Here is a 26,853-nt window from a genome sequence, read left to right as displayed (position 1 = left end):
TCAGCCGGAGGTCGCGGCCCGCTGCTCCCGCTCGATCTTCGCCTTGCGCACGTAGAACCACGCCATGTTGCTGGAGATACCGGCCAGCAACACCCACACGATCCCCACGAAGCTGCCCTCCACGAAGGACACGACGGCAGCGGCAACGGCAAGAACACACACGGCGAGGGCCATGAGAGCGAGGCGGGGCATGGGATGAGCTCCTGTCGGGAGTAGGCGGTCCCTCCCAGTGTCCCCCATCCCCGCCACCGCCCTCGGCTGCCCCTCGCTCTCGGCCACGACGCACCCGCTTGCGCCGTGGGGCTAGACGTCCGTGAGGCGGACCCCCGCATGCGCCTTGTACCGCCGGTTCACCGAGATCAGGTTCGCCACCAGCGACTCCACCTGGTGCGCATTGCGCAGCCGCCCCGCGAAGACGCCGCGCATCCCGGGGATGCGCGCGGCCAGCGCCTGGACCAGGTCCGTGTCGGCGCGGGACTCCCCCAGCACCATCACGTCGGTGTCGATCTGCTCGACCTCGGGGTCCTGGAGCAGCACCGCGGAGAGGTGGTGGAAGGCCGCGGTGACCCGGGACTCCGGCAGCAGCGCGGCGGCCTGCTCGGCCGCGCTGCCTTCCTCCGGCTTCAGCGCGTAGGCGCCCTTCTTGTCGAAGCCCAGCGGGTTGACGCAGTCGATCACGAGCTTGCCGGCCAGCGGCTCGCGCAGGGCCTGGAGCGTCTTGGCGTGGCCCTCCCACGGCACGGCGACGATCACGATGTCGCTGCGCCGCGCGCACTCCGCGTTCTCCGCGCCCTCGATGCCGAGGCCGAGTTCCTCGGCGGCGGTCCGGGCGCGCTCCTCGGCCCGGGACCCGATGATCACCTTCTGGCCGGCCCGGCCGAGCCGGTAGGCCAGGCCCCGGCCCTGGTCGCCGGTGCCGCCGAGGACGCCGACCACGAGGCCGGAGACGTCCGGCAGGTCCCAGGGGTCGCGCTGCAGGGCAGCCTTCGCGCGGGTCGCGGCGTTCGGGGACTGCGCATCGTCAGGAGTAGTCATGACACCGATCCTGTCACGTCCGGTCACGCCACTACGGCCGCCCGCGGCACGGCATCGTCACCCCCACGACGGCCGCCCGTGGCAAGGCACCGCCACCCCACGACGCCCCACCGCGGCATCGCGCCGTCACGCCTTGACGCTGCCCTCCGTCAACCCCGCGCGCCAGTACCGCTGCAGGACGGTCATCAGCACCATCAGCGGCACCACGGAGAGGAACGCGCCACCCACCGTGTACTGGTAGAGCACCGGCTGCCGGTCCGCGTAGCCGGTCCAGCTGGTCAGGCCCAGTTGGATCGGGTAGAGGTCGGAGTCGGAGAGCATGACCAGCGGCAGGAAGTAGTTGTTCCAGATGTGCACGAACTGGAACAGGAAGACGGTGACCAGCGCGGGGGTCATCAGCCGCAGCCCCAGCCCGGCGAAGATCCGCGCCTCGCCCGCGCCGTCGATCCGGGCCGCCTCCAGCAGCGAGTCGGGGACCGCGGCGGCCGCGTAGATCCGGCAGAGGTAGACGCCGAACGGGCTGACCACGCTCGGGATCAGCACCGCCCAGTAGGTGTCGGCCAGGCCCATCGCGCTGAAGAGGAAGTAGAGCGGGAGGGCGAGCGCGGTGCCGGGGATGAGGACGCCGGCGAGGACGAGGTTGAAGGCCGCCTCCCGGCCGGGGAACGGGAATTTGGCCAGCGCGTAGCCGGCCGCGGCGGACAGCAGGGTGGCGCAGACCGCGCCGATCCCGGCGTAGAGCAGGGAGTTGGCGAACCAGCGGACGTAGATGCCGTGGTCGTAGGTGAGGACGTCGGCGAGGTGGCCGAGGGGGTCGGGGTGGCCGGCGAACCAGAAGCCGAAGGTGCCGAAGAGTTCGGCGCTGTTCTTGGTGATGGAGACGACCAGCCAGTAGACGGGCACCAGGAAGTACAGCGCGGCGACGGTCAGCAGCGAGGCGGTGATGATCCGGTGGCGGACCGGCGGCAGGGTCGTGCGGGCTCGGGCGGTGGGCCGGGTCATCGGCGTCGCTCCTTCGCGCGCCCGCCGACCAGCCGCAGGAAGCCGAACGACAGCACGCACGCCACCAGCGCGAGCAGCACCGCCTCGGCCGCCGCCACGTGCGGGTTGTTGCCGACGAACGCCTCGCTGTAGGCGTGCAGGTTGGGGGTGAAGCCGGAGTCGATGGACGAGGCGAGCGGGCGCAGCACCATCGGCTCGGCGAACAGCTGGAGGGTGCCGATGATGCTGAAGACGGTGGTGAGGACGAGCGCGGGGCGGATGAGCGGGAGCTTGACGTGCCGGGCGACCTGCCAGGCGGAGGCGCCGTCGATCCGGGCCGCCTCGTACAGCTCGCCGGGTACGGACTTCAGCTGGGCGATCAGCACCAGCATGTTGTAGCCGGTGAACTGCCAGGTCACGATGTTGGCGATGGACCACAGGACGGTGCCGCGGGAGAGGAAGTCGACGTCCCAGCCGACCGCGTCGGCGATCTTCACCAGCGGGCTGATGCCGGGGACGTAGAGGAAGCCCCAGAGGATCGAGGCGATCACGCCGGGCACGCCGTAGGGCAGGAAGAAGGCGCTGCGGAAGAAGGCGATACCGCGGGCGCTCGCGCTCTCCAGGAGCAGTGCGAGGGCGGTGGCGAGCGCGATCATCAGCGGGATCTGTACGGCGCCGAAGAGCAGCACCCGGCCGAAGCCGGCCAGGAACCGGTCGTCGGCGAGGGCGTGCGCGTAGTTGGCGAGGCCGGCGAACGCCTCGTGTTCGCGGCCGCCGAGACCGAGCGGGCCGGTGCGTTCGGTGCGGTGCAGGCTCTGCTGGACGGCGTACACGATGGGGGCGACGAAGCAGAGGCCGAAGAGGGCGAGGAAGGGCAGGACGAAACCGGCGGCGGCGCGGGCGTTGCGGGCCTCGGTGCGGGAGACCCGGCGCCGGCGGCGGCCGGGCGCGTCCGGCCGCCGGGCGGTGTCCGGCGCGGTGCGGCTGAGGGTGTCCCGGCTCACCCGCCGCTCTCCACCTTCAGGCCCTTGCCCTGGAGGTCGGACAGCGTCTGGCGCTGCACCTTGGCAAGGGCGGAGCGGAACGAGCTGCCGTCGGCGATGGCGTCGGTGAAGGCGTCGCCGAGCCGCTGGTAGAGGGTGTCCACGCCGGGTCCCCACCGCCAGCTGGTGTCGACGTGCGCACTGGCGTCGGCGAAGACCTTGCTGTACGACTGGCCGCCGAAGAAGGGCTTGTCGACGTCGAGGGCGTCGGTGGCGTAGCCCTTCTTGGCGCTGGGGAAGCCGTAGCCGCCGTCGATCAGCAGGGCGATCGACGCGGGGTCGGTGTTGAGCCAGACCGCGAAGTCCAGCGCGTCCTTGGGGTAGCTCGCCTTGGCGAAGACGGCGGTGGTGGAGCCGCCCCAGTTGGCGAAGACCTGGCCGCCGGCCTTCCACTGGGGCAGCGGCGCGGCCCGCCATTTCCCCTTGGTGCCCGGCGCGTTGCCGACCAGCAGGGCGTCGCCCCAACTGGCGCCCACCCAGGCGGTGATGTCGCCGGTCTGGAGGTCCTTGTACCAGGCGTTCTGGCGGTCCGGGATGGTCTTGACGAGCTTCTGCTTGACCAGGGACTCCCAGTAGTCGGCGACCCGGCGGGTGGGTTCGTCGTCGATGTGCACGATCCAGGTGTCGCCGTGGCTCGCGTACCACTTGGCACCGGCCTGCCAGGCGAGGCCCGAGAAGCGGTTGCCGTTGGTGGGGGCGAAGGTCTCGATCCAGGCGCCCTTCTTGCGGATCACCTTGGCGGCGGCCTCGTACTCGTCCCACGTCCCGGGAGCCTTCAGGCCCCACTTGTCGAAGAGGTCCTGGCGGACGAAGAGCCCCATCGGGCCGGAGGCCTGCGGGATGGCGTAGATGCCCTTGCCGAAGACGGACTGCTGCCACTGCCAGCCGAAGAACTTGTCCTTGTGGCGGGCGGCGCCGAGCGGGGCGAGGTCGAGCAGCCCGTTGTCGAGCAGGAAGCTGGGGACCACCGGGAACTCGATCTGGCCGAGGTCGGGCGGGTTGCCGGCCTTGATGGCGGCGTGCATCTTGGCGTACTGCTCGCCGTTGACGGCCGACACCTTCTCGACCTTGACCTGGACGTCGGGGTTCTTGCGGTTCCACAGGTCGACGGGTTTGTCGATGCCCGGCACCCAGGACCAGAAGGTCAGCGTGATCTTCTGGCCCTTCTTGCGCTCCCGGGGCGCGTCGGCGTCGCCGTCCCCGCCGTCGCTGCAGCCGGCGAGCGCGAGGCCGGCGGCGAGCGCGGCCGCCCCGCCGAGGACCGTTCTGCGGGGCATACGGGGCAGGTGGGGCACGGGGTTGCGGGTCATGCCGGCTCCTCCACGGGGATGCGGCGGAAGGTGATCGTCGAGTACGCGCTGAAGTCGCCGGTCTCGTAGAGCAGTCCGACGGTGTCGCGGTCGAGGCGGACGAGATCGGAGTAGCCGGCCGGGAGTCCGCCGGTGGTGTGCACGGTCCGCCAGGTCAGGCCGGCGTCGCGGCTGGTGCGCAGGGTCATCAGGGCGCGGGCGTCGGGGTGGGCGGGTCCGGAGAAGAGCAGGGTGCGGTGGTCGTCGAGGTGGAGCACGCTGCCCTGGCAGACCGGGCCGGCGAGCCCGGCCTGCGGGCGGAACGGGGTGCGAAGGCTCTCGCCGCCGTCGGTCGAGACGGTGTCGGCGCGGTGCCAGGCGGCGGCCGCCTGGCTGCGGGTGTTCAGGTAGACGGTCCCGTCGGGGAGTTCGGCGGCGGTGGTCTCGTTGGGGGCGACGGTGGGGTGGGTGTCGCCGTCGACGGCGCCGATCCGCCAGGTCGCGCCGCCGTCATCGCTGAGCAGGGTGTGGCTGCCGTTGTAGCGGGGCTCGGTGCCGGTGTCCGCGGGGTCGCCGGGCGGGGTGGAGTGGTTGGCGGGGACGAGCAGCCGGCCGGCGTACGGGCCGTGGCGCAGCCGCAGGGCGTGGCCGGGGCCGGTGGCGTACCAGCGCCAGTCCGGCCGCTTGACCTGGTCGGTGAGTTCGCTCGGCGGGCTCCAGGTCGCGCCGTCGTCGTCGCTGTGCTGGAGCCATACGCGGCGGCCGTCGGCGGGCGGGACCGCCCCCCGCCGGATCCGGTCCTCGGTGGCGTCGGCGGCGTTGTGGACCGTCCATAACAGCACCCGGCCGCCGGCCAGGACGACGGGGGCGGGGTTGCCGGCGGTGCCGGTACCGTTGCGGGCGACCACCTGGAGCGGGCCCCAGGTGCGGCCGGCGTCGGTGGACCGCTTGAGGACGGTGTCGATGTCACCGGAGTCGGCGGCCGAGGAGACCCGGCCCTCGGCGAAGGCCAGCACGGCCCCGGAGCGCGCGCGGACCACGGCAGGGATCCGGAAGCTCGTGTACCCCTCGGTCCCGGCCCGGTACGGCACCGAGCTCTCGTACGCCATGGGTCACCCCCAGGGGGCAAGGACGTAGGATGTCCTCTGTCCTGGGGACCATAGGGAGCGCCCAACTGACCGTCAAGGCAGCACACATGACGCTTTTCCGTGTCGGCAACGGGACGGCTGACGGAGCGTGACATCACGGTGAACGGGCGGACGCGGGACGGGGTCCGGCGCCGCCCGCCCGCACCACCGGGGCCGGGCCGGTCCGCGCCCTTCGCTACTCGGCCAGCCGGCGCCGGATGCCGTCGAAGTGCCGGTGCATGGCCTCCACGGCACGGTCGCCGTCGCCGGCCTCCAGCGCCTCGACGATCTCCTTGTGCTGACGGTAGGTCAGCTCCGGGTCAGGGCGGTCGTCGGAGAGGTCCTCGCGCACCCGGCGCAACGCCGCCCAGAAGGCGTCCAGCACCTCGCTCAGCAGGTGGTTGCCCATCGAGCGGTACAGGGCGAGGTGGAAGGCCCGGTCGGTGGCACTCTGCACCATGCCGCCGCGCGCCTCCTCCGCCATCCGCTGCACCAGGCCCTTGAGGACGGTGAGGTCCTCGGCGGGCAGCCGGCGCGCGACGGTGGCGATCAGGCCGGCCTCCACCGCCTCGCGGACCTCCATCAGCTCGTACAGGCTCGGCTCGCCCTGGTGGTGGCGGACCGCGGCGCGGAAGGCGACGCCCTCGACGAACGGCTCCAGGGTGAGCGGGCCGACGTAGGTGCCGAAGCCGTGCCGGATCTCGACGATGCGCATGGCCTGCAGCGCCTTGAGTGCCTCGCGCACCGAGTTGCGGCTGACGTCGAGCAGGTCGACCAGTTCGGCCTCGGTGGGCAGCGGATCGCCCGGGACCAGTCTGCGCCGCAGGATCAACTGCTTGATCTGCGCCTGCACTTCCTCGGACATCGTCCCTCGCGCCATGGGTTCTCCCTCTCCCGCACACACCGCCGCCGCGCCGCCGACCCTCCCCCACCCTCTTGAGGAGCAGGGGGATCCCCCTCCGACCCGCGCCCGCCGGGGCCGCGGATCCTTCCGACCGCCTGTGAACAGGTCTATTGTGCTCTGACATAGGACATCCCATGTCCTATGTGTTTCACGACCACCCGGAGCCCGCCATGGCCCTGCCCACCCCCCTCCACGGCCCTCTCCACGGAGTCATCCCCCCGGTCTGCACCCCCCTCGACCCGCGGGGCGAGGTCGACACCGCCTCCCTGACGCGCCTGGTGCACCACCTCGTCGCCGGCGGGGTGCACGGACTCTTCGCCCTCGGCTCCACCGGCGAGGTCGCCTACCTCACCGACGACCGGCGGGCCACCGCCCTGGAGACCGTCATCAAGGCCGCGGACGGCCGGGTGCCGGTCCTCGCCGGCGTCATCGACACCACCACCCCGCGCGTCCTGGACCACGCCCGCGCCGCCGCCGCGCTCGGCGCCGACGCCCTGGTCGCCACCGCGCCCTTCTACACCCGCACCCACCCCCGGGAGATCGCCGCCCACTTCCGCCATCTGCGCGCGGCCGTGGACCGCCCGCTGTTCGCCTACGACATCCCGATGGCCGTGCCCAGCAGGCTCACCCCCACCGTGGTGCGCGAGCTGGCCGAGGACGGCACGCTGGCCGGGCTGAAGGACAGCAGCGGCGACGAGGGCGCACTGCGCCGGCTGCTCGTCGCACTCGGCGGCCGCACCGGCCGGCGCACCGGACCGGCCCCCGGCTTCACCATCCTCACCGGCTCCGAACTGACCGTGGACGGCGCCCTGTTGGCGGGCGCGGACGGTGTGGTCCCGGGGCTGGGCAACGTCGATCCGGCCGGCTACGTACGCCTCTACGAGGCGGCGCGGGCCGGCGACTGGGCGCGTGCGGCGGCCGAACAGGAGCGGCTGGTCGCACTGTTCGGGATGGTCGACGCCGGTCCGGAGGCGGAGATGGGGCGCAGTTCCTCGGCGCTCGGCGCCTTCAAGGCGGCGCTGCGGCTCCTCGGCGTCATCGAGCACGGAGCCACCGCCTTCCCCCAGTTGCCGCTGAGCGAGGAGTCGGTCCGGGAGGTAGGACGTCGGCTGACGGCCGCCGGTCTGGAGCCGGTGGCCCGTACGGGTGACGCCGGTTGAAACGGCAACCAGGTGCCGGGGCGCTGCGGCAGGATCCGGGCCATGGATGCCGTACGGGTCGCCCTGCTGCGTGAGGTGCTCGCCGGGACCGAGTGGATCCAGGCCACCCGGCGGTTCGCCGGGTCGCTGCGCACCGCCGTCGCCCCGCACGGCGGCGGACTGCTGCTGGTCGGCGGCGCCGACTACGAGCCCTGGCACCTGGCCGCCCATCTCGACGACGAGGCCGCCTGGTCGGGGCTGCCGGAGCTGTCACCGACCCTGGTGCGGCAGCGCGTCCCGGCCGGCGCCCCGGCCCATCTGGCCGTCGGGCCGGGCCGGCTGGTCGCGGCCGGGCGGGGCGAGACGCTGCTGGTCGTCGCGCCGGGGCAGCCGGGCGCCGAGCTGCTGGAGCGGGTGCACGACGCCCGCCGCAACGGCGCCACGGTGCTCGCCCTGGACGGCGGTGACCGCGATCTGCACGCGCTCGCGCACGACGCCCTGACCGCGTCGGCGCCCTCGCCCGACGGCGCCCCCGGTACCGGCCCCACCCCGGCACCGCCCCCGGCCCCGATCCCGAGGATGTCGCCTCCCAGGGCCTCGACCTCGATACGGTCCAGCACCTGGTGAGCGCGGCCGCCGGCGAGAACTGCCTGCCCGCGCCGCGCGGCCGCCGCCGCTTCCGCGACCGCCTGGCCCGCCTCGCCGACGAGCTGACCGCGCCCCCGCCACCACGCTGGTAGCCGCCGCTCGGGCGGGGGGACGTTCCTCCGCCCTCGCGCGGCCCGCCCCCGCCACCGAAAACCCTTTGCGGGCCCGCTCCCCGCGCCGCACGATGGACCCTCGTGACCACCGAGGATCCCCCGCTCCCACCCGCGCCGGCAGCCCGGCGGCGGCTCGCCTCCCTCCTGCCGGACCTGGCCCCCTGGCGGTCCTCACGCGACTTCCGGCTGATGTGGTGCGCCGGCGCGATCACGGTCTTCGGCAGCTTCCTGACCTTCGTGGCACTGCCGCTCCAGCTCAAGCAACTGACCGGTTCCACCGTCGCGGTCGGGGCGCTGGGCGCGGTGGAGCTGGTCCCGCTGATCGTCTTCGGGCTCTACGGCGGTGCGCTCGCCGACGCCGTGGACCGCCGTCGGCTGATCGTGTGGACCGAGGCGGCGCTGGGCCTGATCGCGGTAGGACTGCTGGTCAACAGCCTGCTGCCGGATCCGGCGGTCTGGCCGCTGTATGTGAGCGCGGCGGTGTCCAGCGCGCTCACCGGTCTGCAGCGTCCCGCGCTGGACGCGATCGTGCCGCGGATCGTCGGGCACGACCAGCTCGCCGCGGCCGCCGCGCTGAACGCGCTGCGCTGGCAGGTCGGCGCGATCGCCGGCCCGGCGCTGGCCGGCGGGCTGCTCGCCTGGGCCGGCCCGTCCTGGGCGTACGGCGTGGACGCGGCCACCTACGTCGGCTCGCTGCTGCTCTCCGTACGGCTGGCCCCGTCGCCCGCGGCGCACGACGCCGAGAAGCCGTCCCTGCGCGCGATCGCGGAGGGCGCGCGCTACGCCTGGTCCCGCAAGGAACTGCTGGGCACCTACGCGATCGACCTCACCGCGATGCTCTTCGCCTTCCCGCTGGCGATCTTCCCGTTCCTCGCCGACGAGCTGCACGCCCCCTGGGCGCTGGGCCTGATGTACGCGGCGCTGCCGGCCGGCTCCTGCCTGGTGAGCCTGACCAGCGGCTGGACCTCCCGGATCCACCGGCAGGGGCGGGCGATCGCGCTGGCGGCGGCCGGCTGGGCGCTGGCCGTCGCGGCGGCCGGGCAGGCGCGCACCATCTGGCTGGTGCTGCTCTGCCTCACGCTGGCCGGCTCCTGCGACATGATCAGCGGCATCTTCCGCTCGGCGCTGTGGAACCAGACCATCCCCGACGAGCTGCGCGGCCGGCTGGCCGGCATCGAGCTGCTGTCGTACTCGGCGGGCCCCCAGCTGGGGCAGGTCCGGGTCGGCGGGATGGCGGCCCTGACCGGCGTCCGGGCCTCGGTGTCCCTGGGCGGTCTGCTGTGCTTCGCCGGGGTCGGGCTGCTCGTGCTGGGCCTGCCGAAGCTGATGGCGTACGACGCGCGGACCGACGAGCACGCCCGCCGGATGCGGGAGCGCCGGGCCGCCGCCCCGGCCGCCCCCGAGACCGACAGCGCCCTCACCGCCTAGAGGCCACCACCCGGAGGCCACCGCCCGGAGGCCGCCCGGAGGAGCGGCTAGTCCTCCTCGCGGTCCCCGTCCCCGCCCTTCCCCGTGTCGTGCCACTTGGGGTCGTTCTCCCACTCCACGTTCCGCTCGCGGGCGGTCTCCATGGCGTGGGCGGCCTCCTCGCGGGTGCTGTACGGGCCGAAGCGGTCGGCGGCGCGGCACTGGGGGCCCTCCTCGACCGTGCCGTGCTTGAGGCAGTAGAACCACTCGCCCGGCTGTCCGACCGTCCGCCTCTTGAAGAGCGCCATCGCCGCCTCCTGTGGGGTGCTCCGTGCCACCATCCTGCCCGACGGGCCGCGGATACACTCGCTGGCATGTCTGGCCAGTCGCTTCTTGTCCCGGGGAAGATCTCCCCCACCCGCCCCGTCCCCGCCTCGATCGCGCGCCCCGAGTACGTCGGGAAGGACGCGCCCACGCCCTACACGGGGCCCGAGGTGCAGGACGCCGAAACGATCGAGAAGATGCGGATCGCCGGCCGGATCGCCGCCCAGGCGATGGCGGAGGCCGCCAAGCACATCCAGCCCGGCGTGACGACCGACGAACTGGACCGGGTGGCGCATGAGTTCATGTGCGACCACGGCGCCTACCCGTCCACGCTCGGCTACCGCGGCTTCCCCAAGTCGCTGTGCTCCTCGCTCAACGAGGTCATCTGCCACGGCATCCCGGACTCCACCGTCCTCAAGGACGGCGACATCGTGAACCTGGACGTGACCGCGTACATCCACGGCGTGCACGGCGACAACAACGCCACGTACCTGTGCGGTGAGGTGGACGAGGAGTCGCGGCTGCTGGTCGAGCGCACACAGGAGGCGCTCAACCGCGCGATCAAGGCGGTCAAGCCGGGCCGGCAGATCAACATCATCGGCCGGGTCATCGAGTCCTACGCCAAGCGCTTCGGCTACGGCGTGGTCCGTGACTTCACCGGTCACGGCATCAACTCGTCGTTCCACTCCGGTCTGATCGTTCCGCACTACGACAGCCCGCACCACACCACCGACATCAAGCCCGGCATGACGTTCACCATCGAGCCGATGCTGACGCTGGGCACGCACGAGTACGACATGTGGGCGGACGGCTGGACCGTGGTCACCAAGGACCGCAAGCGGACCGCGCAGTTCGAGCACACCCTGGTGGTCACGGAGACCGGCGCGGAGATCCTCACCCTTCCCTGACCGCGGGCGGGGCGGCCCCGGCCTGGTGGCCGCCTCGCGCCCGGGGTACGGGCCTGGCAGAATTTTTACCGACAGCGCGTCGGAAACACCCCTACACTGATTTACCGACAGTGAGTCGGCAAATCTGCCCGCCCGTTCGCGCCCCTCGGCCCCGGAGGTCCGTCGTGGAACCGTCCAGCCAGGCCCCGCACCCCTCGACCGTCGCGCCCGCCCCGGCCGCACCGTCCACCCCGTTCTCGACGGTGATCCGGACCGCGTCCCACGCGCAGCACACCGAGGCCGAGAACTCCTCCTTCATGAGCGACCTCCTCGGCGGCAGGCTCGGTGTCACGGCGTACCGGCGCTACACCGAGCAGCTGTGGTTCGTCTACCGCGCCCTGGAGGACGCGACCGGGGCGCTCGCCGGCGACCCGGTGGCGGGCCCGTTCCTCCGCCCCGAACTGGCCCGCACCCCCGAGCTGGAACGCGATCTCGCCCACCTCGGCGGCCCGTCCTGGCGCGCGGGTCTGCAGCCGCTGCCGGCCACCGCCGCCTACGCCGCCCGCGTCACGGAATGCGCCCACCACTGGCCGGCCGGGTATGTGGCGCACCACTACACCCGCTACCTCGGCGACCTCTCCGGCGGCCAGATCATCCGCGGCACCGCCGAGAAGACCTGGGGCTTCACGCGCAAGGGCGACGGCGTCCGCTTCTACGTCTTCGAGGACATCGCCAACCCCGCCGCCTTCAAGCGCAGTTACCGCGCCCTGCTGGACGCCCTGCCGGTGGACGAGGTCGAAAAGCAGCGCGTGGTCGAGGAATGCCGCCGCGCCTTCCGTCTGAACAGCGCGGTCTTCCACGCACTGGGCGAGGAGTTCCCGCTCAGCGCGTAGGACGAGGAGCGCGAACGGGCCGGAGGCGGCGGGCGGTTACGCCGCCACGCGCCGCACCCGGCCGCCGACGGCGATGGTGCCGTCCGGGTGGACGCGGGTGAAGAGCTGGGACGCCGCGCCCTGACGGATCGTCAACGGGCGGGCCAGTTGGTGGGTGAGGAGCATGGCGGCCGCGCCGGTGGCCTCGTCCTCGGCGATGCCGTCGCCGCGGCGCGGGAAACCGCGGGCGCGGACCACGCCGGCGGATTCGTCCTGCCAGGCCCAGGCGTAGAGCCAGCCCTCCCCCTGCGGCGGGGCGGGCAGGGCGTCGACCTCGGCGACCGAGGCGAGGCGTTCGGTGTGGCGCGGAGGCACCCATTCCGGGCGGCCCCGGACCCAGGTGAGGTCGCCCTCGAAGCGCACCTCGACCTCACCGGCCGGCGGCCGGAGGGTGCGCGGTGGCCGGCCCTGTTCGCGCAGGAGCCAGGCCAGGCCGACGAGCGGATGCCCGGCGAACGGGAGCCGGACGCTCGGGGTGTGGATGTCGACGGTGCCCCGGTCGGGGTCGTCGAGGAACACGGTTTCGCTGAAGCCGAGGCGGGCGGCGAGGGTGGCGCGTTCGACGGCGCCGGGGAGCGCCGCCCCGTCCCGCACCACCGCCAGGTCATTGCCCCCGGCGCCGTCCGGCCCGCAGAACACCCGGAGTACGTCGTACGCGGTCATCGGGACATTGAACCGCGGGGCCGGGCGAGACCGCGCGGACCAGGGCCCGGCGCAGGCCGGCGCAGAGCACGCGGGCGCGGGTCGCGGTCGGCGGGAACGACGTCATGGAGCACCCCCCAATAGAAACTTAGGTAAGGCTAACCTAACTCCACCGTGATGACCTTGCGCCTCGCGGGTGGCGAAGGGCGAAAAGTGCCGGTCACGGGTGGGATCGAGGGTGGGCCCTTACCTTGACCGGCGCATGACCGTTCCGTGATGTGCGGCGGGCCAATCCGTGATGGGGCCGTTGCGCATGAGAGCGGGATCACTGGACAGGGTGGGCAGAAATAGGTAAGCCTCAGATAAGTTAGGGCCGCCTTAGTGGTGGCTCCGGCCATTGTTTACCGTTCTCCTGCACCGTTTCTTCGTCCTAGCCCGCTTGGAGCCCTGTATGCGAGCCCTTCGCTCCTCCGCCCTCGCCGCCCTCGCCGCGGCCACGGCCGTCACCGCCGTCGCCGGCTGCGCCGCGAAGAACGACGGCAAGGGAGGCGGGAAGGGCGCGGTCAAGGTGACCGCGACCGACTCCAGCTGCGAGCTGTCCGCCAAGGAGTTCCCGGCCGGGCACGTGCAGTTCTCGGTGGAGAACAAGGGCTCCAAGGTCACCGAGGTGTACGTCTACGCCCCGGGCGACCGGATCGTGACCGAGCGGGAGAACATCGGCCCCGGCACCAACGCCGAGATCACCGCGGAGATCAAGGCCGGTTCGTACGAAATAGCCTGCAAGCCGGGCATGAAGGGCAAGGGCATCCGGCAGAAGGTGACGGTCAGCGGCAAGAGCGCGGCCGCCAAGCGCGACCCCAAGCTGGACGCCGCGGTCGCCGCGTACCGCCGTTACGTCCAGGAGCAGGCCGACGAGACCCTGCCGAAGGCCCAGAAGTTCGCCGACGCCGTCAAGTCCGGCGACCTGGAGGCCGCGAAGAAGGCCTATGCGCCGTCCCGGATCGGCTGGGAGCGCACCGAGCCGGTCGCCGAGTCGTTCGGCGACATCGACCCCAAGGTCGACGTGCGGGCCGACGGCCTCACCGGCGGACAGAAGTGGACCGGCTGGCACAAGCTGGAGAAGTCCCTGTGGGAGGAGAAGAAGATCTCCGGGGACGACAAGAAGCTGGCCGACCAGCTGATCACCGACCTCAAGGACTGGCAGAAGCGGGTCGGCAAGGCCGAGATCACCCCGACCAGCATGGCCAACGGCGCCAAGGAGCTGCTCGACGAGGTCGCCACCGGCAAGGTCACCGGTGAGGAAGAGCGCTACAGCCACACCGACCTGGTCGACTTCCAGGGCAATGTCGAGGGCGCCGAGAAGGCGTACGAGCTGCTCAAGCCGGTCGTCGCCAAGAACGAGCCGGCGCTGGCCAAGGAGCTGGACAAGCAGTTCGCGGCGATCCACGCGCTGCTCGACGACCACCGCGACGACAAGTCCGCCGACGGGTTCGTCTCGTACGACACGGTCGGCAAGGGCGACCGCAAGAAGCTCTCGGACGGCGTCAACGCGCTGGCCGAGCCGCTGTCGAAGCTGGCCGCAGCCGTGGCCACCGCCAAGTAGTCCGCCGCCGGGCAGGGGATCAGGATGACGCAGGACGAGGACGGTATGGCAGACAAGACGGACGACGTGACGAAGGCCCCCGAGGCCTCGCAGGGCACCGACGGGCGGGCGCCGTCCCGGCGTTCGCTGCTCGGCTGGGGCGGTGCGGGGCTGGCGCTGGGCGCGGTGGCGGCCGGCGGTACGGCCGCGGCGCTGCGGGTCGGCAACGACGTCCAGCCGGCCGGCGCGGACGCCACCGCGGGCGCCGCGGTGGCCTTCCACGGCGCGCACCAGGCGGGTATCGCCACCGCCGTCCAGGACCGGCTGCACTTCGCCGCGTTCGACGTCACCACCGACGACCGCGACGAGCTGATCGCCCTGCTCAAGGAGTGGACCAAGGCCGCCGCGCGGATGACCGCCGGTGACGCGGTCGGTGACGGCGCGGTCGGCGGGCTGGCGGAGGCGCCGCCGGACGACACCGGTGAGGCGCTCGGTCTGCCGCCGTCCCGGCTCACCCTGACCTTCGGTATCGGCCCGTCGCTGTTCGAGAAGGACGGCAAGGACCGGTTCGGTATCAAGGACCGGCGGCCCGCGGCGCTGATCGACCTGCCGCAGTTCCCCGGCGACAACCTCGACAAGTCCCGCAGCGGCGGCGACCTGTGCGTCCAGGCGTGCGCGGACGACCCGCAGGTGGCGGTGCACGCCATCCGCAACCTCGCCCGGATCGGCTTCGGCAAGATAGCCATCCGCTGGTCCCAGCTCGGCTTCGGCAAGACGTCCTCGACGACGCCGGACGCCCAGACGCCGCGCAACATGATGGGCTTCAAGGACGGCACCCGGAACATCGCGGGCACCGACACCGCCGCGCTGGACAAGCACGTGTGGGTCGGCGACGGCGACGAGAAGGGCAAGGCCGGCTGGATGGCGGGCGGTTCGTACCTCGTCGCGCGCCGCATACGGATGCACATCGAGACCTGGGACCGCACCTCGCTCAAGGAGCAGGAGGACATCTTCGGCCGCAACAAGGGCGAGGGTGCCCCGGTCGGCCGGAAGAACGAGCGCGACGAGCCGCACCTGAAGTCGATGCTGCCGACCGCGCACGTCCGGCTCGCGCACCCCGACTCCAACGGCGGGGTCCGCATCCTGCGCCGCGGCTACTCCTTCACCGACGGGACGGACGGACTGGGCCGGCTGGACGCCGGACTGTTCTTCCTCGCCTACCAGCGCGACGTGCGGCACGGCTTCGTGCCACTGCAGCAGAAGCTGTCGCAGAACGACGCGCTCAACGAGTACATCCAGCACGTGGGTTCCGCGGTCTTCGCGGTGCCGCCGGGCGTCCGGAAGGCGGACGACTGGTGGGGCCGGGAGCTGTTCGCCTGACACCGCCGCGACCGGCGAGATCGCCGTCCGGAACGGGCGGCCGTATGAAAGAAGGGAAGGGACCGGCGTGTTCGGCAACTACCTGATCGGACTGCGCGAGGGGCTGGAGGCCAGCCTCGTCGTCTGCATCCTCATCGCCTATCTGGTCAAGACCGGCCGGCGGGAGGCGCTGCGCCCGGTCTGGCTCGGCATCGCGCTCGCCGTGGTGCTGTCGTTCGCGTTCGGGGCGGCGCTGCAGTTCGGCTCGGAGACCCTGACGTTCAAGGCGCAGGAGGCGCTCGGCGGTTCGCTGTCGATCATCGCCGTGGGCCTGGTGACGTGGATGGTCTTCTGGATGCGGCGTACCGCGCGGCACCTGAAGAAGGAGCTGCACGGCAAGCTGGACGCGGCGCTGCAGATGGGCACCGTGGCCCTGGTGGTCACCGCGTTCCTGTCGGTGGGCCGGGAGGGCCTGGAGACCGCGCTGTTCATCTGGACCGCCGCGCAGTCCGCCAACGACGGCGTACGGCCGTTGGTCGGGGCGCTGCTGGGGCTGGCGACCGCCGTGGTGCTGGGCTGGCTGTTCTACCGCGGTGCGGTGCGGATCAACCTCGCGAAGTTCTTCACCTGGACCGGCGGGATGCTGGTCGTGGTCGCGGCGGGCGTGCTGGCGTACGGCTTCCACGACCTGCAGGAGGCGGCCGTGCTGCCCGGGCTGAGCTCGCAGGCGTTCGACATCAGCGCGCAGATCCCGGCCGACAGCTGGTACGGCACCCTGCTGAAGGGCATCTTCAACTTCCAGCCGGACCCGACCGTCCTCCAGGTCACGGTGTGGGCTCTGTATCTGATCCCCACGCTCGGCTTCTTCCTCGCCCCGGTAGGGTGGCGCCGAATCGTGCCACCCCGGCGGCCACCCAGTCCGCCCCGGTCGCCCCGAAGGAGCCCGAGCCCCATGACACGCAGGTCGCCGTTCCGGGTGCCCGCAACAGTGACGTCGGCAGCGACGGCGCTGGTGATACTGAGCGGGTGCATGACGGTGCACGGCGAGCGGGAGATGCTGCCGGCGGTGACGAAGGCTGACGGCGCCAAGGCGCTGCAGCGCTTCGCCGCCGGCTTCAACAAGGCCAAGCGGCAGCTCGATCCGGAGCTCAACCCCTCGTTCGAGGGCGGCGCACTGCTCGCCCTCGACCAGGCGGGGATAAAGGCGGCGCACGCGCTGAAGCCGCAGGGCGACCCGGCCTACCCCGCCCTGGCGTTCCAGGACGCGCACTTCACGATCCCCAAGCAGGCGGGCTGGCCGAAGTACTTCATCGCCGACGCGGCCAGCAACCGCAAGGCGGCCGACGGTTCGTACAGCCGCTGGTTCCTGGTGTTCAGCCGCAACGGCATCAAGGAGAAGTGGCGGGCGGTCTACCTGGCGGAGTTCGCCGGCAACAAGGCGCCGGAGCTGAAGACGGACCAGGACGGCTTCGCCGAGGCGGTGCCGGCCGGCGGCAAGTCCGGGCTGGCGGTCGATCCGGGCAAGCTGAGCCGTACGTACGCCGACTACCTCAACACCGGCAAGGGCAGCACCTTCGCGTCCGGGCCGAACACCGACGGCTGGCGGGCCCGGCGCGCGCGGGACACCAACCAGCCGGGCGCCCGCATCCTGTGGGAGGACACCGCGGCCGACTACCCGCCGGTGGCGCTGCGGACCACGGACGGTGGCGCGCTGGTGTTCTTCTCGACCTTCTACCACCAGCAGAAGACGGTCTCCGCGGGTTCGGTGATCACGGTCCCGGCCCAGTTGCAGGGCCTGATGGACGGGCCGGCGAAGAAGACCAACCGGATGGCCTTCACCACCGTCTCCGCGCAGGCGGTGACGGTGCCGGCGAAGGGCTCCGGGGGCAAGGTCACGGTGCTGAACCGGCGCGAGGCCAAGACGTCGGTCAAGCCGCTGTAGGCCGGCCGGGAGACGGGCAAGCAGTCCGGTACCGCGCGAGACGGACCACGCGATACGGACAAGGGGCCGCCGGGAGGTTTCCGGCGGCCCCTTGTCCGTACGGCGGGGGACGTGAAGAACGGTGCGCGGGGCGCGGCGGTCAGCGGCCGATCGGCCAGGCCGCGCTCTCGTGGTAGTGCTCGCGGTCGGCGCGCTCGTTGAACTCCGCGCAGGCGTCGGTGAGCGACTCCAGCAGCGTCAGCGGGTCGGGCAGCGGGAGTTCGGGGCCGCGCAGCCAGGTCACCGCGGGCTGTTCGCCGGGGAGGGTGGAGGGCGGCAGGAGGACGTAGCTGCCGCGGCAGTGCCAGCGCAGGCCGGGATGCTCGTCCATGGTCTCGGGGTGGCAGTCCAGTTCACAGGGCCACCACTCGTCCTCGTCGTCCGGGGTGCCGCGGGTGGCGGTGAAGAACAGCATCCGGCCGTCGCCGAAGCCGGCGCCGCTGAGGGTGATCGGGCCGACCTCGATGCCGGCCGCCTCCAGTCGTCCGAGGGCGCTGCGGCCGGCCTCGACGGGTACGTCGAGGACATCGTGGGCGATGCCGGTGGCGGTGATGAAGTTGGCCTGCGCGAGGGTGCGGACCCAGGCGGCGACCTTGTCGCGGTCGGTGGTGGCGACGGTCTGCCAGCCGAAGGAGATGGGGTGGCGTCCGGGGGTGGGACAGCCGATGCGCTCACAGGAACAGCCGTAGCCGGAGGGGTGCGCCGCCGGGGCGATCGGGAAGCCCGCATCGGCCGCGGCCAGCAGCAGGTCCTCGCGGCCGCGCGCGGCAACCGATCCCGTGTCCGTATCGCCGCCGTCCGATCCGCTCTTCGGCCGGCGCAGCCACTGGGAGAACCTGCTCTTGCGTTCCATCTATCCCCTCACTTCGAGCGGTGGTCTGGGATCAATGCTGCCACCATCCTGCGCCCGGGGTGACCGGTGTGCGGATCCGGGGTGAACAGGAGAAGGCCGAATACCGGCATTTCCGGCCATCACCGACAGGTCGCCGCACACGCCGGGCGCTCGGCCGGCCGGGTCAGTCCCGCGGACGCAGACCACGCAATGCCTGGTCGACGAGGGTGTCGACGAAGTCGTGGGTCAATTCGCCGGTGCGCATCAGCCAGCGCTGTGAGAAGGGACTCAGCAGCATCTCGACGGCCACCCGTACGTCGATGTCCGCGGCCACCTCGCCGGCCTCCTGGGCCCGCCGCAGCCGGTCGACGTAGACCTGGGTGCCGGGCTCCAGCAGCCGGGCGACGAAGGCGCGGGAGAGCTCCTCGTCGTTCGCACCGGCCGCGGCGAGGGCGCGGTAGGGGGCCTGCCAGGCGTGGTCGTTGAATTCGTCGGCGGTCGCGTGGAGCACGGTCTTCAGGTCGGCGGCGAGATCACCGGTGTCCGGGAGGCCCTTTTCGTAGTCCTCGTCGACGCCGGCGGTGAAGGCGTCCAGGAGGACGGCGGCCTTGGAGGGCCACCAGCGGTAGATGGTCTGCTTGCCGACCCCGGCCCGGGAGGCGATGCCCTCGATCGTGAGCTTGTCGTAGCCGACCTCGCCGACCAGCGCGAGCGCGGCGTCGAAGATCGCCTGTCGGGAGCGCTCGCTGCGGCGGGAGGAGTCGGGGGCTTTGGCGCCGGAGCCGGCGGAGGAGGCTGAGGTGTGGGCCATGGGGCGAGTGTAGCGAGGGCTAGGCGAGACGTATCGTCTTGACGAGACGATACGTCTCGTGCATGCTGAAGCCCGTTACGCGAGACGCATCGTCTCGCTTCATCGGTGCGACGGAGGAGGAACCCATGAGCAAGGGCAACGGGGACGGCATGCTCGGCGTCGGTGGCACCCGCAGCAAGCTGTCGCGCGGAGCGCTGCGCGGCGGCGCCGGCGGCGGCCGGGGCGGCACGGACCGCGCCCGGGCGCAGGACCAACGGCAGGAGCTGTTGCGCAAGTTCCAGGAACGGGCGACCGGGAAAGGATGAGACCGCCCGGGCCCGGCGTACTCAGGCGCCGGGCCAGCTGTCGCCCCAGGCGGCGTCCCGGGCCTCGCGGTACTGCGCGCCGTGCCGCTTGGTGACGGTGGTGCGCCGCAGCCCCTCGTCCGTGGTGCACAGGTCGAGAAGGACCTGGCCCTTGCGGAGCTGCGGTTTGCGGACGATCCGGGCGGGGGCGGGTTCGGCCGGGAGGGCGGTCGCGGCGACGTAGGCGAACTTCTCGTCCTCGTACGGGAGCGCGCCGCCCTTGACCTGGCGGTGGAGGGAGGAGCGGCTGACCCGGGCGGAGAAGTGGCACCAGTCTCCCCCAGCTACCGCTGGGGGTGCCCCCACGCCCCCACAAGCGGGACGATGGGGCAGGTCCCGGCGTGCGGGCAGGGGGCGACGATCCGCAGGCCGGCCTCGATGAGCTGGTCGCGGGCCTCGCGGATGCGGAGGTAGCCGTCGGGGGTGCCCGGTTCGATCAGGACGACGGCGGTGGCGGTGGCGGCCGCGGCGACCACCGCACGGCGGTCCTCGGGGCGGAGTTCGCCGAGTACGTAGGAGACGGTGACCAGGTCCGTGCCCTCGGGGACGGTCAGGCCCTCGCCGATGGTGCCGCGGCGCCAGGTGGTGTCCGGAAGGATGCCGGCGGCGAGTTCGGCGCCGAGGTCCAGGGCCGGCTGGGCCCAGTCCAGGACGGTGCTGTGGTGACCCTGCCAGAGGGCGGCGGTGGCCCAGGTCGCGGCGCCGGTGCCGCCGCCGATGTCGAGGTGGGTGGCCGGGGACCAGTCCGGGACCCGGACGGCGAAGGCGGTCAGCGCGGCGCGCACCGCCTCGAAGGTGGCCGGCATGCGGTAGGCGGCATAGGCCGCCACGTCCGCGCGGTCGCGCAGGACCGGGGCGTCGGTGGGGGTACGCCCCCGGTAGTTGGCGATCAGCCGGTCGACGGCCTGCGCAGCCTGCTTGGGCGGCAGGCCGTCGAGCAGGCCGGCCAGTGCGGCGCGCAGTTCGTCGTGCATCGACGAAATTCTACGTACGTTTTCGGCTGGCCCGCCGTGGGGGTTGCTGTTTTTCGCCTTCGGCGGGGTGGGGTTTGGGCCGGGGGCGCTTGGTTGGTGGGTGGTGCCGGGTGTGGTCCTCCGGGGCGGGCCAGCCCCCACGGCGGGCCAGCCGAAAACGTGCGGCGATCCTCAGCCGGCGGCTCGCGCCAAGCACGTCGCCGCAGCCGCCCGCGGGCCGCTGCCGGCGTTGCGGCGCCGCGGGTGGACCGTATTGGCGAGCAGGACCAGGAATGTGTCGGTGGCGCGGTCCAGGACCAGGCTGGTGCCGGTGAAGCCGGTGTGCCCGGCCGCGCCGCGGCCCGCCAGCTCGCCCATGAAGTACGGCTGGTCGACGACGAAGCCGAGGCCCGGTGGGTCGAGCAGGGCGTCGACCGCGGCGGGCCCGAGGATCCGGGCGGTGCCGTACGCACCGCCGTTGAGCAGGGTGCGGCACAGCACGGCCAGGTCCTGGGCGGTGGAGAACAGGCCCGCGTGGCCGGCCACCCCGCCCAGCGCCCAGGCGTTCTCGTCGTGCACCTCGCCGCGGAGCATGCCGCGGTCCGCCTTGGCCCAGGGCCGCCGCTGGTCCTCGGTCGCCGCCACGCCGTGCGGCGGCAGCGGTCCGTAGCGGGTCGAGGTCATGCCGAGCGGGCCGGTGATCTGCTCGCGGACCAGCGCGTCCAGGCGGCGCCCGGTACGGCGCTCCAGGATCAGCGCCAGGGCGATGAGGTTGAGGTCGGAGTAGCGGTGGCCGGCGCCGCCGCTGGGGGCCGCCGCCTCCCGCCACAGCAGCGCCAGTTGGGCGTCCCGGCCGGGGTGGTCGTAGAAGGGCAGCTCGGGTGCGAGCCCGGAGGTGTGGGTGAGCAGCTGCCGGACGGTGCGGCCGGGGGCGAAGGCCGGCAGATGGTCCCGGACCTCGTCGTCGAGGGAGAGCCGGCCGCGTTCGGCCAGCTGGACGGCGGCGACGGCGGTGAAGAGCTTGGTGAGCGAGGCCAGGTCGAAGACGGTGCCGGCCCGCATCGGCTCCCACAGGTCGCGGGGCAGGTCCACCCCGCGGTCCCGCTCGGGGTCGTACGCCCGGTAGCGCTGCGCCCAGCCGGCGGCCTCCTCGGCGACCACGACCGGGCCGCGGCCGGCCAGCACCACGACCCCCGGGCTCCACGGCGGCCGGCCCTCGGGCACCTCCCGCACCCCGCGCACCAGCCGCTCGACCCAGGCGGGGTCCAGTCCCGCCCGGGCCGGCGTGCCAGAGGTGAGTCGAGGTGCGTTCAGAGTGCGGTCCTCCCGCCGTGGCTGCTCTCCCCCTTACGCTGCCACGGACGGCACAGTCCCAGGAAGCTCCCGAGCGCCAATACGGCGCAGGAGAGCTGGACGAGTGCCATCGGTACGGCCGTCCGCTCGCCCGCGATGCCCACCAGCGGCGAGGCCACCGAGCCGAGGAGGAAGGTCGAGGTGCCCAGCAGGGCGGAGGCGGAGCCGGCCGCGTGCGGGGTGCGCAGCAGCGCCAGGGTGTTGGTGCTCGGCATGACCAGGCCCATCGCGGCCATCAGCACGAACAGTCCGGCGGCCGTCGGCAGGAGGCCGACGTGCCCGAAGACGCCTGCGGACATCAGCAGCAGCGCGCCCGCGGCGAGCGCGATCACGGCCAGGCCGGCGCCCAGCACCTTGTCCAGGGCGACCCGGCCGACCAGCACCTTGCCGTTGATCTGGCCGACGGCCACCAGGCCGACGGAGTTGATGCCGAACAGCAGGCTGAAGACCTGCGGGGAGGCGCCGTAGATCTCCTGGACGACGAACGGCGAGGCCGAGATGTACGCGAAGAGGGCGGCGAAGGCGAAGGCGCCGACGAGGAGGTAGCCGGAGAAGACCCGGTCGGCGAGCAGGTCGCGCATGGTTCGGAGGGCCTCGCCGATGCCGCCGGAGTGCCGCCGGGCGGGCGGCAGGGTCTCCGCCAGGCGGCGCCAGACCAGGAGGGTGAGGGCGAGGCCGACGGCGGTGAGGACGACGAAGACACCGCGCCAGTCGGTGATCTGCAGGATCTGCCCGCCGATGAGCGGGGCGACGACCGGCGCCACCCCGGAGATCAGCATCAGGGTGGAGAAGAACCGCGCCATCGCCACCCCGTCATAGAGGTCGCGCACCACGGCGCGGGCGATGACGATGCCGGCGGCGCCCGCCAGCCCCTGCAACAGCCGGAAGGCGATGAGGAGTTCGGCGTTGGTGGCGAGCGCGCACAGGGCGGTGGCCAGGACGTAGACGACCATGCCGGCCAGCAGCGGGCGGCGGCGCCCCCACTTGTCGCTCATCGGGCCGACGATCATCTGGCCCAGCGCCATGCCGGCGAGGCAGGTGGTGAGGGTGAGCTGAACGGTGGCGGCCGGGCTGTGCAGCGCGGCGGTGACCTGCGGCAGGGCCGGCAGGTACATGTCCATGGAGAGCGGCGGGACCGCGGTGAGTCCGCCGAGGACGAGGGTGACGAGGAGGCCGGTGCGGCGGGACGCGGCGGGAGGTGGTGCTGCCGCGTCCCGCCCGGCTATGGCGGGGGTGTCCGAGGGGTCTGCCGGTCTGGTGCCGGGCTCCGTCATGTGCGTCTCCATGGGTCGGTGGGCCGATCCATGGTGTCATGAGCAGAGCGGGTTCGGGCCCCTTACCGGGTGCGTCATTGGACCTAGGACCGTGGTCCCGGCCGGCAGTCCGGCCGGGGCCCGCGGTCCGGGCATCAGGCCGGCTTGAGGCCCGGGTTGCCGGCCTCGGTGACGAAGGACGCGGCCGTCCTGACCGGCGCGCCGGGGGTGGTGACGGCGGACACCGTCCGGTAGTCGCCGCGGGCGGTGTCCCGGTCCAGGGTGACCGTCACATAGCCGCGGCGGCCGTTGTAGAACTTCAGGTGCGGGTTGGCGGCCATGTACGTGCCCCAGTTGGCGGGCTTGTCCGCGCCGTCCTTGCCGCTGGCGATCGAGGTGGTCACGAACTCCACGCCCGCGGTGCGCGATCGGGGGTCCGCGAAGTCCTTCTTGATGTCGAAGGCGTAGTGGACGTGCACGTCGCCGGTGAGCACGACGAGGTTGTCCACGCCGGCCGACTCCGCACCCGCCAGTACCCGCGCGCGGGAGGCCGGGTAGCCGTCCCAGGCGTCCATGCTGACCTGGTAGCCGGGGCCGGTGGCGTTGCGCCGCTCGGAGAACGCGACCTGCTGCGGCAGCACGTTCCAGCGGGCGGTGGACTGCCGCCACCCGTCGATCAGCCAGCGCTCCTGGGCGGCACCGGTCAGGGTCCGCTTCGGGTCCGTGGACTCCGGGCCCGGCGCGTGCCAGCCGTCACCGTAGGCCTGGTCGGAGCGGTACTGGCGGGTGTCGAGGATGTCGAACTGGGCGAGCTGGCCGTAGTGGAGGCGCCGGTAGAGCCGGGCGTCCGGGCCGTGCGGCCGCTGCGGGCGGCGCAGCGGCTGGTTCTCCCAGTACGCGCGGTAGGCGGCGGCCCGGCGGACCAGGAACTCGGCGGGCGGGAGGTCGTCCTCGCTGATGTCGGAGGCGTAGTTGTTCTCCACCTCGTGGTCGTCCCAGGTGACGATGAACGGGTGGGCGGCGTGTGCGGCCTGGAGGTCCGGGTCGGACTTGTACAGCGCGTAGCGCAGCCGGTAGTCCTCCAGCGTGACCGTCTCGCGGTTGAAGCGGGCGGGCAGCGTGCGGCCGGTGTATTTGCGGGCGCCGCCGGCCGCGTCGACCGGGTACTCGTAGAGGTAGTCGCCGAGGTGGAAGACGACGTCGAGGTCCTCCTCCGCCAGGTGCCGGTAGGCGGTGAAGTAGCCGTCGTGGTAGGCCTGGCAGGAGACCGCGGCGAGCTTCAGCCGGGAGAGCTGGGCGCCGCGGGCCGGCGCGGTGCGGGTGCGGCCGACCGGGCTGATCCAGCTGCCGGCCCGGAAGCGGTAGTAGTAGACGCGGTCCGGGGCCAGGCCGGTGGGCTCGATGTGCACGGAGTGGTTGAACTCCGGGTGGGCGTCGGCCCGGCCCTGCCCGGCCAGCCGCGAGAAGCGCTCGTCGTAGGCGACCTCCCAGCGGACCGTGACTCTGGCGTCCGGCATTCCGTTGCCGGGCTCGTACGGCCGCGGCGCGAGGCGGGTCCACAGCACGACCGAGCCGGGCTGCGGGTCGCCGGAGGCGACGCCGAGGGTGAAGGGGTTCTCGGTGATCTTCCGGGCGTCGGCCTCGGCGGCGTGCGCGGCGCCGGCGGCCGGGAGGTTGGCCGTGAACGCGAGCGCGGCGGCGGCCCCGGTCACGGTGAGGAAGCGGCGCCGGCCCACGCTCGCGGCAGCGGCCCTGATCTCCTGCTCGTACGGTGCGGTGTGCGTCATCTGGCCCTCCCCTGGCGGCGGTTGCTGCCGACGATTGGAGGGCCGCGGGACGGCGGGCCGCTGACCCGGGTACGACGCAGGCATGACAGCTCGATGATGGTTGGTCCGGCACCGGACGACGCCGGACAATCACGGCACGCCGCACGCACCACCGGCTCTCCGTAGGATTCGGGACATGGCTGAACTGATGGGACGCGACGGCACCTGGAGCTTCGACGGAGAGGGCATACGCATCGTGCCGGGCCGCGAGCGTGGGGTGCACAAACTACGCCAGGATCTGGGCGAGTTCACGGTCCCACTGACCGCGCTGGCCGGCATCGCCCACGAACCGGGCCGCAAGGTCGGCCGGCTCCGGCTGCGGCTGCGGGACGGCGCGGATCCGTTGCTCCAGGTCACCGGCGGCGGGCTGTCGGACGACGCGAATCCGTATCAGGTCGCCGTGGAGGCCGCGCGGGTGGACGTCGCCGAGTACTTCGTGGACGCGGTCCGGCAGGCCCTGCTGCTGGAGCAGGTGCCGGACGGGCCCTGCGACCGCTATCTGCTGCCCGGCCCCTCGGTACCGCTGACGGCCGCCGGGGTGGACGGGGTCGCCACCTTCGACGGGGAGCGGGTGCGCGTGGAGTGGCGCTGGAACACCAGTGAGACCAAGCGGCAGTGGGGTCCGCGGGACTACGCCCTGACCGAACTCGAAGCGGTGGAGTGGCGCCCGTCCGCCGGCCTGGAGTCCGGCTTCCTGCGCTTCCGTCCGCACGGCGCGAAGGAACGGCTCAAACCGGACCACGACCCCAACTCCATCGAACTGTGGGGCTTCAAGAAGGAGAGCGGCACCACCGCGCTGCTGGCGGCCGCGGTCACCGCACGGCTGCCGCACCCCTCGGCGCCCGCGGCCCAGGCCCTCCCCGCGGCCGCTCCGGCCCTCCCCGCGGCGGCGTCCGCGCCCCCCGCGGCGGGGCCCCCGGCCGCCGCCCCGGCCGACGACCACGACGCGCTGCTGCGCCGGCTGCGCGAACTGGGCGAGCTGCACCGCGAGGGCATCCTGACCGACGAGGAGTTCACCGCCACGAAGGCGGCGGTGCTGCGGCGCTTCGACACCGTCGGCTGAGTCGCCGCGGCGGGCGGCCGGTTCGCTCGCCGCCGCCGTTTACGCTGCCGCCATGGCACAGAACACACAGCGGGCAGGGGCAGCACAGGCGACGCCGGTGGCGCGGGCCGGGCACGTGGGCGGCACGGCGACCGCGCCCCGGCCGACACTGCCGGCACCGGCCACACGGGGCGGGCAGACCCCGCAGACCGCGGCGGCGGCCCAGGAGGCACGGGAGGGCGGCGCGGCGCCCCGTAAGGTCGCGGTGGTCACCGGCGCCGGATCCGGCATCGGGCGGGTCGTCGCCCAGGCGCTGATCCGCGCCAACTGGTCGGTGGCGCTGGCCGGACGGCGCGCCGAGGCACTGGCCGAGACCGCCCGCCTGGCCGCCCTGACCGAGCCGACCAGCCCGGCGGTCGTCACCGTGCCGACCGACGTCACCCGCCCCGAACAGGTCGACGCGCTGTTCGCGGCGGTCCGCGACCGGTTCGGCCGGCTCGACCTGCTCTTCAACAACGCCGGCACCTTCGGCCGGGCGGTGCCGCTCACCGAGCTGTCGTACGACGACTGGCGCGCGGTGGTCGAGGTCAACCTCACCGGTGCGTTCCTCTGCGCCCAGGCCGCGTTCCGCACCATGCAGGAGCAGGAACCGCAGGGCGGCCGGATCATCAACAACGGCTCGATCTCCGCGCACGTGCCGCGGCCGCACTCCGTCGCGTACACCGCCACCAAGCACGCGATCACCGGGCTGACCAAGTCGCTGTCCCTGGACGGCCGTCCGTACCGCATCGCCTGCGGCCAGATCGACATCGGCAACGCGGCCACCGAGATGACCGGCCCGATGCAGACCGGCATCCTGCAGGCGAACGGGCAGACGGCGGTGGAGCCGGTGATGGACGCCGCGGACGTCGCCCGGACGGTGGTGCACATGGCGGAGCTGCCGCTGGAGGCCAATGTGCAGTTCGCGACGGTGATGGCCACCACCATGCCCTACATCGGCCGGGGCTGACCGGCCGTCGGCGGCGGCGCCGCCCGCACCGCCGGTC

Annotated in this window: 24 protein-coding genes and 3 pseudogenes; 12 read left to right on the top strand and 15 right to left on the bottom strand. The window is 72.8% G+C overall.

Annotated elements, in window-relative coordinates; genetic code table 11:
• The 7 genes from OJ254_RS16825 to OJ254_RS16795 all read right to left on the bottom strand — a co-directional run bounded on the left by OJ254_RS16825 (window position 1) and on the right by OJ254_RS16795 (window position 6,355).
• The gene (locus tag OJ254_RS16825) at window positions 1-192 is read right to left on the bottom strand and encodes a hypothetical protein (RefSeq protein ID WP_265362985.1); all 192 of its coding nucleotides are present in this window, start codon (window positions 190-192) and stop codon (window positions 1-3) included.
• 111 nt (window positions 193-303) lie between these two features.
• On the bottom strand, window positions 304-1,035 hold the full coding sequence (gene npdG / locus OJ254_RS16820) for an NADPH-dependent F420 reductase (protein ID WP_265362984.1): 732 nt from the start codon (window positions 1,033-1,035) through the stop codon (window positions 304-306).
• 126 nt (window positions 1,036-1,161) lie between these two features.
• Complete coding sequence (locus OJ254_RS16815; protein WP_265362983.1) at window positions 1,162-2,037, bottom strand: carbohydrate ABC transporter permease; 876 nt, start codon at window positions 2,035-2,037, stop codon at window positions 1,162-1,164.
• On the bottom strand, window positions 2,034-3,020 hold the full coding sequence (locus OJ254_RS16810) for a carbohydrate ABC transporter permease (protein ID WP_423835913.1): 987 nt from the start codon (window positions 3,018-3,020) through the stop codon (window positions 2,034-2,036). Before OJ254_RS16810 ends, OJ254_RS16815 begins: the two co-directional genes overlap by 4 nt.
• Entirely contained in the window at window positions 3,017-4,369 is a 1,353-nt protein-coding gene (locus tag OJ254_RS16805) for an ABC transporter substrate-binding protein (protein ID WP_265362982.1), read from the bottom strand. The genes OJ254_RS16810 and OJ254_RS16805 overlap by 4 nt, the downstream gene beginning before the upstream one ends.
• Window positions 4,366-5,457: a sialidase family protein gene (locus OJ254_RS16800; protein WP_265362981.1), complete on the bottom strand. Its 1,092-nt coding sequence runs from the start codon at window positions 5,455-5,457 to the stop codon at window positions 4,366-4,368. Before OJ254_RS16800 ends, OJ254_RS16805 begins: the two co-directional genes overlap by 4 nt.
• Before the next feature lie 214 nt (window positions 5,458-5,671).
• Window positions 5,672-6,355: a FadR/GntR family transcriptional regulator gene (locus OJ254_RS16795; RefSeq protein ID WP_265362980.1), complete on the bottom strand. Its 684-nt coding sequence runs from the start codon at window positions 6,353-6,355 to the stop codon at window positions 5,672-5,674.
• A gap of 194 nt (window positions 6,356-6,549) precedes the next feature.
• On the opposite strand from OJ254_RS16795, the gene OJ254_RS16790 reads away from it, so the two are divergent.
• The 3 genes and pseudogenes from OJ254_RS16790 (at window position 6,550) to OJ254_RS16780 (ending at window position 9,707) form a co-directional block, all read left to right on the top strand.
• Window positions 6,550-7,539 (top strand): dihydrodipicolinate synthase family protein, encoded by a 990-nt coding sequence (locus OJ254_RS16790; RefSeq protein WP_265365193.1) that lies wholly within the window; start codon window positions 6,550-6,552, stop codon window positions 7,537-7,539.
• 42 nt (window positions 7,540-7,581) lie between these two features.
• Window positions 7,582-8,258, top strand: a pseudogene (locus OJ254_RS16785) (hypothetical protein).
• Between the two features lie 102 nt (window positions 8,259-8,360).
• On the top strand, window positions 8,361-9,707 hold the full coding sequence (locus OJ254_RS16780) for an MFS transporter (RefSeq protein ID WP_265362979.1): 1,347 nt from the start codon (window positions 8,361-8,363) through the stop codon (window positions 9,705-9,707).
• Window positions 9,708-9,754: 47 nt separating this feature from the next.
• On the opposite strand, the gene OJ254_RS16775 is transcribed toward OJ254_RS16780, so the two are convergent.
• On the bottom strand, window positions 9,755-9,994 hold the full coding sequence (locus OJ254_RS16775; protein WP_265362978.1) for a hypothetical protein: 240 nt from the start codon (window positions 9,992-9,994) through the stop codon (window positions 9,755-9,757).
• 66 nt (window positions 9,995-10,060) lie between these two features.
• Here OJ254_RS16775 and map point away from each other — a divergent pair, with 66 nt between their 5' ends.
• Window positions 10,061-10,918, top strand: a complete 858-nt coding sequence (gene map, locus OJ254_RS16770; RefSeq protein ID WP_265362977.1) for a type I methionyl aminopeptidase — start codon at window positions 10,061-10,063, stop codon at window positions 10,916-10,918.
• A 164-nt stretch (window positions 10,919-11,082) separates the two neighbouring features.
• Window positions 11,083-11,790 (top strand): biliverdin-producing heme oxygenase, encoded by a 708-nt coding sequence (locus OJ254_RS16765; protein ID WP_265362976.1) that lies wholly within the window; start codon window positions 11,083-11,085, stop codon window positions 11,788-11,790.
• Window positions 11,791-11,826: 36 nt separating this feature from the next.
• Here OJ254_RS16765 and OJ254_RS16760 read toward each other — a convergent pair whose 3' ends face one another.
• On the bottom strand, window positions 11,827-12,492 hold the full coding sequence (locus OJ254_RS16760) for a PhzF family phenazine biosynthesis protein (protein ID WP_265362975.1): 666 nt from the start codon (window positions 12,490-12,492) through the stop codon (window positions 11,827-11,829).
• Window positions 12,493-12,922: 430 nt separating this feature from the next.
• On the opposite strand from OJ254_RS16760, the gene efeO reads away from it, so the two are divergent.
• The 4 genes and pseudogenes from efeO (at window position 12,923) to OJ254_RS31875 (ending at window position 17,354) form a co-directional block, all read left to right on the top strand.
• On the top strand, window positions 12,923-14,074 hold the full coding sequence (efeO, locus tag OJ254_RS16755; protein WP_265362974.1) for an iron uptake system protein EfeO: 1,152 nt from the start codon (window positions 12,923-12,925) through the stop codon (window positions 14,072-14,074).
• A gap of 45 nt (window positions 14,075-14,119) precedes the next feature.
• Complete coding sequence (gene efeB, locus OJ254_RS16750) at window positions 14,120-15,433, top strand: iron uptake transporter deferrochelatase/peroxidase subunit (RefSeq protein ID WP_265362972.1); 1,314 nt, start codon at window positions 14,120-14,122, stop codon at window positions 15,431-15,433.
• Between the two features lie 67 nt (window positions 15,434-15,500).
• Window positions 15,501-16,298 (top strand): annotated as a pseudogene (gene efeU, locus OJ254_RS16745) (iron uptake transporter permease EfeU); the annotation flags it as partial.
• Between the two features lie 66 nt (window positions 16,299-16,364).
• Entirely contained in the window at window positions 16,365-17,354 is a 990-nt protein-coding gene (locus OJ254_RS31875) for an SCO2278 family lipoprotein (RefSeq protein WP_481005572.1), read from the top strand.
• Window positions 17,355-17,493: 139 nt separating this feature from the next.
• Here the strand turns inward: OJ254_RS31875 and OJ254_RS16735 are convergent, their stop codons facing one another.
• Window positions 17,494-18,246, bottom strand: coding sequence for a bifunctional DNA primase/polymerase (locus tag OJ254_RS16735; RefSeq protein WP_265362969.1), 753 nt, complete (start codon window positions 18,244-18,246; stop codon window positions 17,494-17,496).
• 163 nt (window positions 18,247-18,409) lie between these two features.
• Entirely contained in the window at window positions 18,410-19,036 is a 627-nt protein-coding gene (locus OJ254_RS16730) for a TetR/AcrR family transcriptional regulator (protein ID WP_265362968.1), read from the bottom strand.
• 125 nt (window positions 19,037-19,161) lie between these two features.
• Between OJ254_RS16730 and OJ254_RS16725 the strand changes: the two genes are divergently transcribed.
• Window positions 19,162-19,341 (top strand): DUF6243 family protein, encoded by a 180-nt coding sequence (locus OJ254_RS16725; RefSeq protein ID WP_265362967.1) that lies wholly within the window; start codon window positions 19,162-19,164, stop codon window positions 19,339-19,341.
• A gap of 21 nt (window positions 19,342-19,362) precedes the next feature.
• Here the strand turns inward: OJ254_RS16725 and OJ254_RS16720 are convergent.
• From OJ254_RS16720 to OJ254_RS16705, 4 genes and pseudogenes are all read right to left on the bottom strand, one after another.
• A pseudogene (locus OJ254_RS16720) lies at window positions 19,363-20,354 on the bottom strand (small ribosomal subunit Rsm22 family protein).
• A 171-nt stretch (window positions 20,355-20,525) separates the two neighbouring features.
• Window positions 20,526-21,566, bottom strand: coding sequence for a serine hydrolase domain-containing protein (locus OJ254_RS16715; RefSeq protein WP_423836020.1), 1,041 nt, complete (start codon window positions 21,564-21,566; stop codon window positions 20,526-20,528).
• Window positions 21,567-21,643: 77 nt separating this feature from the next.
• Entirely contained in the window at window positions 21,644-22,960 is a 1,317-nt protein-coding gene (locus OJ254_RS16710; protein ID WP_265362966.1) for a multidrug effflux MFS transporter, read from the bottom strand.
• Window positions 22,961-23,094: 134 nt separating this feature from the next.
• Window positions 23,095-24,726 carry an alkaline phosphatase D family protein gene (locus tag OJ254_RS16705; RefSeq protein WP_265362965.1) on the bottom strand — a complete coding sequence of 544 codons (1,632 nt, stop codon included), beginning with the start codon at window positions 24,724-24,726 and terminating at the stop codon, window positions 23,095-23,097.
• A 175-nt stretch (window positions 24,727-24,901) separates the two neighbouring features.
• Here OJ254_RS16705 and OJ254_RS16700 point away from each other — a divergent pair, with 175 nt between their 5' ends.
• Both OJ254_RS16700 and OJ254_RS16695 read left to right on the top strand, forming a co-directional pair.
• Complete coding sequence (locus tag OJ254_RS16700; RefSeq protein ID WP_265362964.1) at window positions 24,902-25,828, top strand: DUF4429 domain-containing protein; 927 nt, start codon at window positions 24,902-24,904, stop codon at window positions 25,826-25,828.
• A gap of 52 nt (window positions 25,829-25,880) precedes the next feature.
• Window positions 25,881-26,816: an SDR family oxidoreductase gene (locus OJ254_RS16695; protein WP_265362963.1), complete on the top strand. Its 936-nt coding sequence runs from the start codon at window positions 25,881-25,883 to the stop codon at window positions 26,814-26,816.
• Window positions 26,817-26,853 lie beyond the last annotated feature (37 nt).

The organism is Streptomyces endophytica (assembly GCF_026153355.1).
GTDB classification, from domain to species: Bacteria; Actinomycetota; Actinomycetes; order Streptomycetales; family Streptomycetaceae; genus Streptomyces; species Streptomyces endophytica.
This window is presented reverse-complemented; position numbering and strand designations above follow the sequence as displayed.